Below are 12033 nucleotides of genomic sequence, written 5' to 3'. Positions count from 1 at the left end.
GCGACACGCGCGAGCGCGGGGGTGGGGCGCTCAGTATGTGGTCAGGGCGCGGGCCCTGAAGATCTCCCGCGTCGCCTCGGCGAGCTCCGTGGAAGGGGGCTGAGTGTCCTCAAGCTGGTACGTCATACCGATCTCGTGCCACTTGCCGCGGCCCATCTGGTGGAAGGGCAGGACCTCGACGCGTGTGACGTTGCACAGTGACGCGGCATAATCGGCGACCCGCGCCACCGAATCTGGATCGTCGGTCAGGCCGGGCACCAGCACGTAGCGGATCCAGACCTCCGTCTCAAAGCCGTCCAGGCGTCGCCCGAAGTCCAACGTCGGCTGCAACTCGCGGCCGGTGACCCGCTTGTAGGTCTCCTCGTCGCCGGCCTTCACGTCGAGCAGGACGAGGTCGACGTCGGAGAGGAGATCGTCGGTGGCGTTGCGGCCAAGGTAGCCGGAGGTGTCCAGCGCCGTATGGACGCCGAACTCCTTGGCTCCGCGGAGGATCCGTTCGGCAAACCTTGGCTGCTGCAACACCTCGCCACCGGACAACGTGATGCCGCCCTTGGTGGCCTTGAAGATGTTGCGGTAGCGGTAGATCTTGGCGAGCAGGTCGGTGGCCCGTACTGGAACGCCGCGGCGGGCGCTCATGGTGTCCGGGTTATGGCAGTAGAGACACCGCAGCGGGCAACCCGCAAGGAACGTCGTCATCCGCGTGCCTGGGCCGTCGACGGCGGTGACCAACTCCCAGGAGTGGACCAGCCCGATCTCGCCGGTGCGCGTGCCGAGCAGGACAGCGGACCGGTCGGAGTCGTCGACCACGGGGATCCCACCGATCATGCCTGCCCTGGTGGCGGGCGAGGCGGACGCCCCGGGCGCGGTGCCCGGGGCGTCCTTCAGAGGTTGATCCACAGGCTCAGAGGGCCTCGTGGAACGTGCGGGAGAGCACGTCGAGCTGCTGCTCACGGGTCAGCTTGACGAAGTTCACGGCATAGCCAGAGACGCGGATCGTCAGCTGGGGGTAGTTCTCCGGGTTCTCCATCGCGTCGAGGAGCGTTTCACGGTTCAACACGTTGATGTTGGCGTGGTAGAGCCCTTCCCCCATGCCGGCATCGAGGATGCCGACCAGGTTCGCGATGCGCTCCTCCTCGGTACGACCCAGGGCCGTCGGGGTGATGGTGTTGGTCAGCGAGATGCCGTCGAGGGCGTCCTCGTACTCCAGCTTGCCGACGCTCATCATGGAGGCGAGCATGCCGTGGGTGTCCGCACCGTTCTCGGGGTTGGCGCCCGGCGCGAACGGGGTGCCGGCCTCATGCCCGGACGGGAAGGCACCGGTGGCCTTGCCATAGACGACGTTCGAGGTGATCGTCAGGACCGACTGGGTCGGGACGGCGTCGCGGTACAGCTTGATCTTCCGGATCTTGCCCATGACGGTCGACACGACCAGCTTGGCGAGTTCGTCGGCCCGGTCATCATCGTTGCCGTACATCGGGAAGTCGCCCTCGGTGATGTAGTCGACCACGAGGCCGGTCTCGTCGCGCACCGGGGTGACGGTTGCGTACTTGATGGCGGCCAGCGAGTCAGCCACGATCGAGAGCCCCGCCATGCCACAGCCCATGGTGCGCACGATCTCGTCGTCGTGCAGCGCCATCTCCATCGCCTCGTAGGCGTACTTGTCGTGGCTGTAGTGGATGATGTTCAGCGCCTCGACATACGTGTGGACGGCATGGTCGAGCATCGCGTCGTACTTGGCCCAGACGGTGTCGAAGTCGAGCGGCTCGTCACCGGTGATCGGCTCGTAGCCGTCGATGATCTGCTTGCCGCTCATCTCGTCGCGGCCACCGTTGATGGCGTAAAGGAGCGCCTTTGCGGTGTTGAGGCGCGCGCCGAAGAACTGCATCTGCTTGCCGATGGCCATCGGTGAGACGCAGCACGCGATCGCGGTGTCGTCGCCCCACTGGTTGCGGATCTCGGCGTCGGACTCGTACTGGATTGCGGAGGTCTCGATCGAGATCGACGCGCAGAATGCCTTGTAGCCCTCGGGCAGCTTCGCGTCCCAGTAGATGGTGATGTTGGGCTCGGGGGCCGGGCCGAGGTTGCGCAACGTCTGCAGCAGGCGGAATGAGGTCTTGGTGACCAGGGTGCGCCCGTCGTTGGCGAAGCCGCCGTCGGACCAGGTGGCCCAGTAGGGGTCACCGGAGAAGATCTGGTCGTAGTCGATGGTGCGCAGGAAGCGCACGATGCGCAGCTTCGTGACGAGCGCGTCGATGATCTCCTGCGCGTCGGACTCGGTGATCAGGCCGGAGGCCAGGTCGCGCTGAGCGTAGATGTCGAAGAAACCGGAGAGGCGGCCGATGCTCATGGCGGCACCGTCCTGGCTCTTCACGGAGGCGAGGTAGGCCAGGTAGGTCCACTGGACCGCCTCATGGAACGTCGCGGCGGGGCGCGAAAGGTCGAAGCCATAGCTCGCGCCAAGGTTCTTCAGCTTCTTCAGAGCCTTGATCTGCTCCGAGTGCTCCTCGCGGTAGCGCGCCCAGTCCTCGCTGAACGGCTGGTCGGCGACCGAATCCTTGTCGGTCTGCTTCGCCGCGATCAGGGCGTCGACGCCATACAGGGCGACCCGACGGTAGTCCCCGATGATGCGGCCACGGCCGTAGGCGTCCGGCAGGCCCGTGACCAGGTGTGAGCTGCGGGCCGCACGGATGCGGGGGGTGTAGATATCGAAGACGGCCTCGTTGTGCGTCTTGCGGTAACGGGTGAAGATCTCCTTGATCCGCGGATCGGGTTCGAGGCCGGCCTCGCGGGTCGCGGTCTCGACCATGCGCCATCCACCGGCCGGCATCATGGGCCGCTTCAGCGGGGTGTCGGTCTGGAGGCCGACGATGACGTCATCGTCAGACGAGATGTAGCCCGCCGGGAAGGCGTCGACATCACCGGGGATGTGCGTCTCGACGTCGTAGATGCGCTTGGTGCGCTCGACCGACAGGTAATCGCGCTGCAGGGTTTCCCACACGCCCAGCGTCTTGGCGGTCGGTCCTGCGAGGAACGAGGCATCCCCGTCATACGGGGTGAAGTTGGTCAGGATGAAATCCCGGACGTCGATGCTGTTGCTCCATGCGCCGGGAACGAAACCTCCCCACGGATCTTCTGGTACGAGTGACTCTTCGCGGGTTGGGGCCGAGGCCGTCATTTTGCTCCTGGGAGACAGGTTTGAGTGTCGGGTACGCGGGTACCGGCACCCGGTTACTCCGCTTTCACGGAAAACCCCCGGGCGATTCGGTACGGCGCTGTGGAATTAATACTACTCCCCGTAGGGGCTGTTCTTTTAACCGGGCCTCTGCTATAAGGCGAACTGCTCAACCATGATGCATGATACCCCGCCTCACCGACCAGTGATCTCAAGCGACCAACCGGCCGCGCGCGGCCGAAGCTGGTACTCGGGACGCACATCCGGGCCACAGGAGCGCGATCCGAGGCCGTGTTGCTGCGCGTCGAGGTACAGATGGGTCGCGGTGGGAGCAGGAAGCTCGTATGGGTGCGTGGCGGCGGTCACCTCGTGGGCATCGTGCTCCCGCAAAGAGAACCCGGGCAGCTGACCGGCGACCGGCTCGGCCCGGAGCGTCAGGCCCAGGTCAGGCAGGCTGAGTTCCCTGAGGTCGGCGCGGTGGCCGCTCTCCTGGGGGACCGCGTAGTCGACGTTCAGTTCGGCAACGGTGGACTCGAACCGTCCTACGAGGGCGGCCGCACGGGAATCGGGATAGTTCTCTGCGGGGCCGGTGCCGAACCATTCGACCGGTCCGACGCCCTCCTCCAAGGTGAAATGCAGGCCGATCCTCGGCCAGGTGCCCTGCCAGTCACGCGTGGGGACCGCGGTCGCTTCGAGCCTCAGCGCACCCTCCCTGAGCGTCCAGCGCAGCTCGACGGTCACGGCGTTCCTGGTCGCTGCCGGGGCATAGCGGTGCATGACCACGAGCGCTCCGGGCTCGGCCTCGACCGAAATCACCCTGCGGTGCAGGCGGTCAAGCCCGGCCGAACGCCACTGCTCCGCCGACGAAGGAGCCGGGCCGCCCTTGCCCCGTGATGACGTGGCCTCGACGTAGACGTAACTGGGGAACGAGCCGAGCGAGTCGTTCTCCGTCGGTGCCCGCCAAAGCTCCAGCCTCGGGCCGGTGAAGGTCCTGCCGTCGACCTCGACCAGGTCTCCGGTGCGGGCATCGAACAGGCCTGGCCCGAAGCTGATCATCCCGCCTTCGGCAACGGGAGCCGCGGAGCCCGGTTGCCCGGTTGCCGATTCACCGACTGCGAGGCGCTGCTGGACGGCGGTGACCACGTGTCCGGGACCGGCCCAGGCCGACGGTTCGGCGGTGACGGCCTCGACCGTGCGCCACAACTCGCCCGCACGGGGCTCGAACCCCGGCAACCCGACGGTGACGCTGGCCCCGGGCGCGACCGCGGGAACCCGCAGTTCACCCTGCCCGATCTGGCGGCCCTCCAACTCGTCACGCCACATGAACCGCAGATCGCTGGTGTTGCCGTCGTGGCGGCGGTTCTCGATGGTCACGTTGCCCTCACCCAGGACGAGCTTTATCGGCGTGGTGACGGCGGCGAACTCGGCGAGCATCGGGGTCGGGGTGCCGTCGGAGAGGAGCAGTCCGTCACATACGAACGAACCGTCGTGCATCTCTTCTCCGAAATCCCCGCCGTAGCCGAAATACTCGCGCCCGTCGGCTGTCACGGTGCGCAGCCCGTGGTCGCGCCATTCCCAGACGAATCCGCCGTGCCACTGCGGCAGCGTGTCGAAGATCCGTTCATACTCGGCGAGCGCCCCGGCCCCGTTGCCCATGGCATGTTCGTACTCGCACAGGAGCATCGGACGCTTGGCCAGTTCCGCGTTGCGTCCGACGCTGGCGAACATGTGCTGACCGGTACCGGCCGACATGTCCTCCATCTCCTCGATCGGCGGGTACATCCGCGACACGAGATCGCTGTAGCGGCCGTCGAAGTCGGGCTCGAAGTGGACCGGGCGCTCCGGATCACGCCGGTGTGCCCAGTCGGCCATCGCCGCGGCGTTCTGCCCGGTGCCCGATTCGTTGCCCAGCGACCACGAAATGATCGACGGGTGGTTCTTGTCGCGCTCGACGGTGCGCTCGATGCGGTCGAGAAGCGCCTCCCGCCAGCGCGGGTCGTCCGTCGGGTTGTCGACCCAACCGCCAGCCTCGAAGCCGTGGGTTTCCAGGTCGCATTCGTCGATCACCCAGAAGCCGAGCTCGTCGGTCATGTCGAAGAATGATGGGTGCGGCGGATAGTGCGAGGTGCGGATCGCGTTGATGTTGCTGCGTTTCATCAACTTCAGCTGTTCCCGGACGGCGTCGGCGTCAAACACACGGCCGTGGTCGGGATCGTACTCGTGACGGTTGACGCCTCGCAGCCGGAGCTTACGGCCGTTGACCCGCCATTCGTGCCCGACGATCTCGATCCGCCGGAATCCGACGCGGAGCGTCCGGGTCTCGACGGCGTTAGAGACCGAGGCATCGTAGAGGCGCGGACGGTCGGCACTCCAGGGCGCCACCTCCCCGACCGGGATGGGGGCTACGTCCGACGGCGTCTCGAAGGTCGCCTCGACTCGGAGCTCCGGAAGCGTGACGGTGATCGGGAAGGCATCCGCGTCGGCCCGCAGCTCGGGCCGCAGGGTGGCCTGTCTGGTGGCTGGGTCGAAGTCGGCGCGCAGCCAGACATCCTCGATGCCCGCGGCGGGGCGGGACAGTACCGTGACGGGGCGGAAGATGCCAGGCAGCCACCACTGGTCCTGGTCCTCCAGATAGGTCGCCGCGGACCATTGGTGCACGCGGACGTGCAGGACGTTTCGGCCGGTGACGGCCTCTTCGGTCACGTCGAGTTCCTGCGCCAGGCGGCTGCCACGCACCACGCCCACCTCAACGCCGTTGAGCGAGACGATCGCGAGCGACTCGACGCCGTCGAACCGCAGGTAGACCCGGTCGCCGAAACCGTCCGGAAGTTCGAAGTCGAGCCGGTAGTCGCCGGTGGGGTTCTCATCTGGAACGACCGGCGGTTCGACCGGGAAGGGGTAGTCGAAGTTGGTGTAGGCCGGCCTGCCCCAGTCGTCCCTTCCCTGCAGCACCCAGTGGCTCGGGACCGTGATCTGATCCCAGCCCGAGTCGTCGAAGTCCACCCGCTCCGCCCCTGAGGGCGCCAACTCCGGTCGGCTGGAGAACCGGAACCGCCAGGTTCCGCTGAGGTCGTATTCCACGGCGTCGGATGAGACCCGGGAACGGGGCGTGATGCGACGGCCGGATCCCGGTGAGAACAAGGTGATTTCGGACAAGGCTTCCTCCACGGAGACGAGGGCGGACCCGTCGATCCTACCGGTGGTCGTCGTCGACTGCGGGGACACATTCGCATGTGGGTGGGGTCTATCTGGTGGTCGGGCTGAGGAAACGGGGACCTCACTCCCCCGAATCACCCCACGCGCAGCCGCGGAAACACTACTGTTTCGAACATGTCGGAGCTTGCAGAGACAACGCAGTTTCTCGCCGCCCGCGAACCCTGGTCCAGGCTCACACCAACCGAGGTCGCAGCGCTCGCCAGACGCGCCGTCGCCACCTACGTACGGCGGGGCACCGTGATCCTGGCCGCCGGGTCGCCAAACTCTCTCATGCACGTCATCCGCTCCGGTGCGGTGGAAATCAGAGACGCCGACGGCGCGCTGGTCGATCACGACGAGGAGGGGCAGTGCTTCGGGCAGTCGTCCATCCTGGAGGACCGCCCGTCCCGCTTCTCCTTCACCGCAACCGAGGACACCCTGCTCTGGTCATTCGACGCGGATGTGGTGCGCGAACTGGTCCGAGACCCAGGGGTGCTCAGGTTCTTCACCGAATCGCGGTTGGGCGACACCACCCGCCAGGCCTCCGAAGACGGGCCGGTGCTGCAGGTCGCCGTCTCAGACATGATCACGCGTCCCCCGGTCACGATCGACGTCGACTGCACGGTCGGCGACGCGGCCGTCGTCATGCACAATCAACGGATCTCCGCGGTGTTGGTGACCCGCGGGGAGAAACTCGTCGGCATCCTCACGGACCGGGACCTTAGGCGGGTCGTTGCGATGGCCCAGTCCGGCACGACGCCCCTGGCCGAGACGATGACCTCCGGACCGTACACCGTCGGCAAGGACGCGCTGGCCCTCGATGTGCTCCTCGGCCTGGTTGAGCACCGGATCCACCATCTTCCCGTCATGGACGGCGATCGCGTGATCGGCATGGTGACCTCGGGAGACCTGATGCGTCTGGAGCGGTCGAGCCCGCTCTACCTCGTCGGCGACCTGGCACGCCAACACGACGTCGCGGGTCTGGCCTCGGTGATGGGCAGACTTCCCCGCCTTGTCTCCCGACTGCTGCGGCAGGATGCGACCGCTGAGGACATCTCCCGCATCATCAGCCGCACCACCGATGCGCTGTGGCAACGCCTCGCCGAACTCGGTGAGCAAGCTCTCGGCTCCCCTCCGGTCCCGTACTGCTGGGTCGCGCTCGGGTCCCTGGCGAGGCAGGAGCAGGCGCTGGGCTCGGATCAGGACCACGCGTTCATCCTCGACGACCGCGCTGCCCCGGAGCACGACGCGTACTTCGCGGAGCTCGCCGAATACCTGACGTCTGCACTGGTGCAGTGCGGATTCAGCCGATGCGACGGTGACGTGATGGCAACCAATCCCCGCTGGCGTCAACCGCTCGGCCAGTGGCGCCGGATCTTCACGGACTGGCTTTCTACCCCGACCCCGGAAGCGGTGCTGCACTCGTCGATCTTCTTCGACCTGCGCCCCATCCACGGCGAGCACACGCTGGCGGCGGAACTGCAACGTCGGGTGCTGGCGGTCGCCCCCCAGTCGACGCGCTTCCTGGGACACCTCGCCAAACACGCCAACGACATCGCGGTCCCCATCGGATTTTGGCGCGGCTTCGTACTGGAGAAGCACGGCACCCAGCGCGACCGGCTCGACGTGAAGAAGGGCGGCATCAACCCGATAGTCGACGTGGCTCGGCTCTACGCCCTCAAATGGGGCCTCCCCCAGGTCGGCACCCGCGCCCGGCTAGCGGCTGCAGCCGAACACGGCGCCGAGGTCGAAAACCTCCTCAATGCCCACGAGTTCCTCGGCTACACCAGGCTGCGGCACCAGGGCATGCAGATCGCCGCGGGCGAAGACCCGGACAACTTCATCGCCCCAGGCGAGCTTTCTGAGTTCGAGCGGCGAACCCTGCGCGACGCGTTCACCTTCGTCGGCAGGTCGCAGCGGGCACTCACCGTCAGCTTCCAGACCCAGTTCATGTAGATGAGGTGGCCATTCAGGAAGTCCAACGCGGCGCTGGCAGCCGAGGTCCCCGACGGCGGCCTGCGTCACTACCTGGCAACACCCCCACCGCCGCGCACCTGCCCGATCGAAGACCTGCCGCTCCTGGCCATCGACTTCGAGACCACCGGTTTGGACGCAGACCGGGACCACATCGTCTCGGCAGGAATGCTCGATGTGGAGGGCCTCACCATCCCGTTGGGCAGCGCCGCGAACATCCTGGTCAATCCGGGCCATGACGTGGGCCAGTCCGCCGTCATCCACCAACTGACCGACGACGAACTCCTCGCCGACGGCGTCCCCCTGGCAGAGGCCCTCGACCTCGTCTTCGACCGGCTCGCCGGAAGGGTACTGCTCGCCCATCACTGCGCGGTCGAGGTCGGTTTCCTGACCGTGGCCGTGCGCCGCCTGCACGGCATCCAGATCGACCTCCCGGCCATCGACACCCTGACGCTGGGTCACCGGGCACTAGGGATGGACGAGGACCATCCGCCGGATGCGCTTCGGCTCTGGCGCCTGCGTCGGCGCAGTTCGTTGCCGACCTACCGGGGCCACGACGCCGTCGTCGACGCGCTTGCCTGCGCAGAACTCTGGCTCGCGCTGGCCCAGGAACTGAGGATCGGCACCCTCCGTCAGGCCCTGCGCTGGTCCTGATCAGCCAAGCGGCGTCTCGTTGATGGTCTCGAACGTGTAGGTGCCCGCATCGCGGTTCTGGTGCACTGCACACCAGGCGATCCTGTCAAAGACCACCTGGCCGAACCGGTGTGGTTCCGCCCCGCGCCAAAGGGCGGCCTCGATCTCGCCGTCGTCTCCTCCCGCGGTCGCGTAGGCGAGCGTGAGGTGGGGCGCCGGCGGTGGCGCATACCGCCCGGCCCCCTCCCCGAGTGCCTCGGCTGCTGCCGCGCGGGCCGCAGCCACGAGGCGGTGCCAGCCGTCGACCGGATCGGCCCGCAGCAACACGGAATCCGCGGTGGCATGCGGCTCGTCGAAGTCCAGCAGAAGCGGGCCCGTGCCGGCGGAACTCCGGCCCGCGGCGGCGGCCAATTCGGCGACCTGACTCTCCGACAGGGAACGGATCAGGAACGGGAACCGCAGCACCGTGACGTGGAGCGCCTCCCGGGGCTGGACGGCCAGGAACGGCAGGGCATCGAGCGCCAGCGTCGGAGCGACCAGGCGGTCGAGGACCGAGCCGTCAGGCACCAGGTAGGCGTGCAACATGCCGGCAGGGTCGTCCCAGTCGTCGACGGTGCCCGCGAAGAAGTTGCTGACCACGCTCAAGCTCCCTTCCGGAAGTTCCCATACACGACCCGCTCACCGGATTCGTCACGCCAGCCGTTGTTGGCAAGTTCCTCCAACTCCTCCATGCTCCGCCCCTTGGTCTCGGGCGCCAGCGCCACGGCGGTCGCCAGCCCGATGATCGCAACCCCTGCGAAGAGCCAGGTGGCGTTGGCCATTCCCCACGAATCGACCAGCACCGGGAAGACGAGCACGCCCAGGATCGACCCGATGCGGCTCACCGAGCCGGCGAATCCCACCCCGGTGCCTCGCAGTCGGGTCGGGAACATCTCATTCGGATAGACCATGTTGAGCACCCCGGGCCCGAGGTTGGCCAGCAGGATCGTGATCGACAGGAACACGATGAGGAAGGTCAGCGTCGGGTCCTGCCACAGGGCCAGGACGACCAGGGCGATGACCATACCGACGAAGCACCAGATCATCTGGCGACGGCGCCCCCAGCGTTCGACGGTGAACATGCCGATCCCGGCACCCACGACACCCAAGGCAGCGATCAGGGCGGCACCGAGGAAGGCCAGCTCGGGTCGTCCCTCAGTGAATGGCCCGAGAATCGTCGGGGTGTACATCTGGATCCCGTAGAACGAGACGGCGAACGCGAACCAGAACACCGAGCAGAACACGGTTGCCCTGATCATCAGCGGGGAGAAGAGTTCCCTCCACTGCCCCTTGCTTGCAGAGGCGGGTTTCACGCCAGACCCGGAGTTGATCACCAGGTCGTGCTCCTCGAACACCTGGCGTTCGATCGCGTCGGCCTCCGCGTCTCTGCCCTGCGCCCGCAGCCATCGCGGCGATTCGGGCATGCTGTGCCGCATGATGATCACGATCACGGCCAGCAGCGCCCCGACGGCCAACATCCAGCGCCATGCGCTGTCACCGACCTGCATCAGGACGATGCCCGTGACATAGGCGGTGAAGGCACCCAACTGCCAAAGCAGCGACATGAAGATGATGTAGCCGCCGCGCCGCTTGGGGGAGGTGAACTCCGCGGTCACCGATGAACTGATGGGATAGTCGGCGCCGATGAAGAGGCCGAGCATGAACCGGGCTGCGATCAGTTGCCAGACATTCTGCGTGAGGGCCGCGGCCAACGCGAACACGACGAACCCCAGGAGGTCGAAGAGGTACATCTTCCGTCGCCCGAACTTGTCCACCAGGCGGCCACCGAACATCATTCCGAAGAACATGCCCAGCACGACGGCGGAGGCCACCACACCGGAGACGAGCCCGCTGGTGATGTTCCACTCCTGCCGGAGGCCGGGTAGAGCGACTGCGATCACGGCGACGTCGAAACCGTCGATGAACATCCCTGCGCCCGCGAGCAGCGCAATCTTGCGCTGAAATCTGAGAGACCTTGGCGTCTCCCCGGCCATCTTCTGCTGACTCATTGGGTCACAGTGAATCGCCGCCTGCATCACCGGGGCATGGATCGCAAAAGTCCAGGTTCAACTTCCACTCAGGTCGCCCAGGCGACGCAGGGTGCCGTCCCAACCTCCCACCAGATTGTCGAGAAGTTGTACGAGTTCCACCGGGAAGACCTCGACCTCGAGGGCCTCGATCTCCTGGCGGGTGAACCACCGCAGGCCATCCATGAAGGAGCGTTCCACCGCCGTCCAGCCGGTCGTGACCAGGTGCTCCGCCATGCCGCCAAGCCGCGCCACGAAGTACTCCTCGTCCTGACGCACATGCCTGGCAAAGAAATCGAAGACCGAACTGCGCACGGCGACCGGCCCGATCAGCGAGGCAGGGTCGACCTCAAGACCCGTCTCCTCACGGACCTCCCGGACGGCCGCATCCCGGGCGCTCTCCCCCTCATCGATCCCGCCCCCGACGGTGAACCACCAGTGGCGGGCCGGGTTCTGCGCGTCGTGGGCGTTGACCAGCAGCAGGCGCCCCAGCCCGTCGAACAGGAGGACCCGCGCGGCGGACCGACGCGCCATGCCGTCGGGGCCGATGGCCCAGCCCTCGCCCGGAAGCGGATCTTGGGGTTGACTCATGTGAGCAGAGGCTACCCGCAGGGCATCCAGCACTCCTTCGGGTCGGCTCAACCAGCCGGCGGTCGAGCCGCCGGTTGAGCCGCCGGTTGAGCCGCCTTGCGAGGGACGAGCAAGGCGTGGGCGTTACCACCTGGCATACGGTGCAGAATCCTGGCCACAGATTCTTGAGATTGAGACACCGAGACTTTGTGCAGGAACCCGACCCCGACCGGGGACCGAAAGTCGACGGGAATCGTTACCGTTTCGTTATCTTCCACAGCGTCCGGGGCGGGGGTTTCTGTCGGACCCGCCCGGAACAATAGAACACATGAACCAAACGATGCGGGAAGCTGGGCGGCAGGTCATCACTGCCGGCTACGACCAGACCCGCATCCTGGATGCCACCCGACAAGCCCAAACACT

The 12033-nt window shown here is 66.7% G+C and carries 8 protein-coding genes; 2 read left to right on the top strand and 6 right to left on the bottom strand.

Going from position 1 to position 12033, the window contains the following annotated elements; translation table 11 throughout:
* Nucleotides 1-30: 30 nt before the first annotated feature.
* The 3 genes from pflA to BUC15_RS10135 all read right to left on the bottom strand — a co-directional run bounded on the left by pflA (nucleotide 31) and on the right by BUC15_RS10135 (nucleotide 6328).
* Nucleotides 31-897, bottom strand: coding sequence for a pyruvate formate-lyase-activating protein (pflA, locus tag BUC15_RS10145; protein WP_245787944.1), 867 nt, complete (start codon nucleotides 895-897; stop codon nucleotides 31-33).
* Between the two features lie 4 nt (nucleotides 898-901).
* Nucleotides 902-3175 carry a formate C-acetyltransferase gene (gene pflB / locus BUC15_RS10140; RefSeq protein WP_073187815.1) on the bottom strand — a complete coding sequence of 758 codons (2274 nt, stop codon included), beginning with the start codon at nucleotides 3173-3175 and terminating at the stop codon, nucleotides 902-904.
* A gap of 192 nt (nucleotides 3176-3367) precedes the next feature.
* Nucleotides 3368-6328, bottom strand: coding sequence for a glycoside hydrolase family 2 TIM barrel-domain containing protein (locus tag BUC15_RS10135; protein ID WP_217652197.1), 2961 nt, complete (start codon nucleotides 6326-6328; stop codon nucleotides 3368-3370).
* Nucleotides 6329-6502: 174 nt separating this feature from the next.
* Here BUC15_RS10135 and BUC15_RS10130 point away from each other — a divergent pair, with 174 nt between their 5' ends.
* Nucleotides 6503-8323: a DUF294 nucleotidyltransferase-like domain-containing protein gene (locus BUC15_RS10130; RefSeq protein ID WP_073187812.1), complete on the top strand. Its 1821-nt coding sequence runs from the start codon at nucleotides 6503-6505 to the stop codon at nucleotides 8321-8323.
* Nucleotides 8324-8995, top strand: coding sequence for a 3'-5' exonuclease (locus tag BUC15_RS10125; protein ID WP_073187809.1), 672 nt, complete (start codon nucleotides 8324-8326; stop codon nucleotides 8993-8995).
* Here BUC15_RS10125 and BUC15_RS10120 read toward each other — a convergent pair whose 3' ends face one another.
* From BUC15_RS10120 to BUC15_RS10110, 3 genes are read right to left on the bottom strand one after another with little or no spacing between them, the layout of a single operon-like run.
* Nucleotides 8996-9613, bottom strand: a complete 618-nt coding sequence (locus BUC15_RS10120; RefSeq protein ID WP_073187807.1) for a hypothetical protein — start codon at nucleotides 9611-9613, stop codon at nucleotides 8996-8998.
* Between the two features lie 2 nt (nucleotides 9614-9615).
* Entirely contained in the window at nucleotides 9616-11022 is a 1407-nt protein-coding gene (locus BUC15_RS10115; protein WP_175558299.1) for an MFS transporter, read from the bottom strand.
* Nucleotides 11023-11079: 57 nt separating this feature from the next.
* Nucleotides 11080-11631, bottom strand: a complete 552-nt coding sequence (locus BUC15_RS10110; RefSeq protein ID WP_073187801.1) for an NUDIX hydrolase — start codon at nucleotides 11629-11631, stop codon at nucleotides 11080-11082.
* Nucleotides 11632-12033: the final 402 nt, after the last annotated feature.

Source organism: Tessaracoccus bendigoensis DSM 12906 (assembly GCF_900141915.1).
Taxonomy (GTDB): Bacteria; Actinomycetota; Actinomycetes; order Propionibacteriales; family Propionibacteriaceae; genus Arachnia; species Arachnia bendigoensis.
The sequence above is the reverse complement of the archived record's forward strand: the minus strand, read 5'-3'. Positions and strand labels throughout refer to the sequence as shown.

Bases quoted from the DNA above. Each gene is read 5' to 3' on its own strand.
- pflB (WP_073187815.1), bottom strand. From the start codon at position 3,175: ATGACGGCCTCGGCCCCAACCCGCGAAGAGTCACTCGTACCAGAAGAT.
- BUC15_RS10110 (WP_073187801.1), bottom strand. From the start codon at position 11,631: ATGAGTCAACCCCAAGATCCGCTTCCGGGCGAGGGCTGGGCCATCGGC.
- BUC15_RS10125 (WP_073187809.1), top strand. From the start codon at position 8,324: ATGAGGTGGCCATTCAGGAAGTCCAACGCGGCGCTGGCAGCCGAGGTC.
- BUC15_RS10130 (WP_073187812.1), top strand. From the start codon at position 6,503: ATGTCGGAGCTTGCAGAGACAACGCAGTTTCTCGCCGCCCGCGAACCC.
- BUC15_RS10115 (WP_175558299.1), bottom strand. From the start codon at position 11,022: ATGAGTCAGCAGAAGATGGCCGGGGAGACGCCAAGGTCTCTCAGATTT.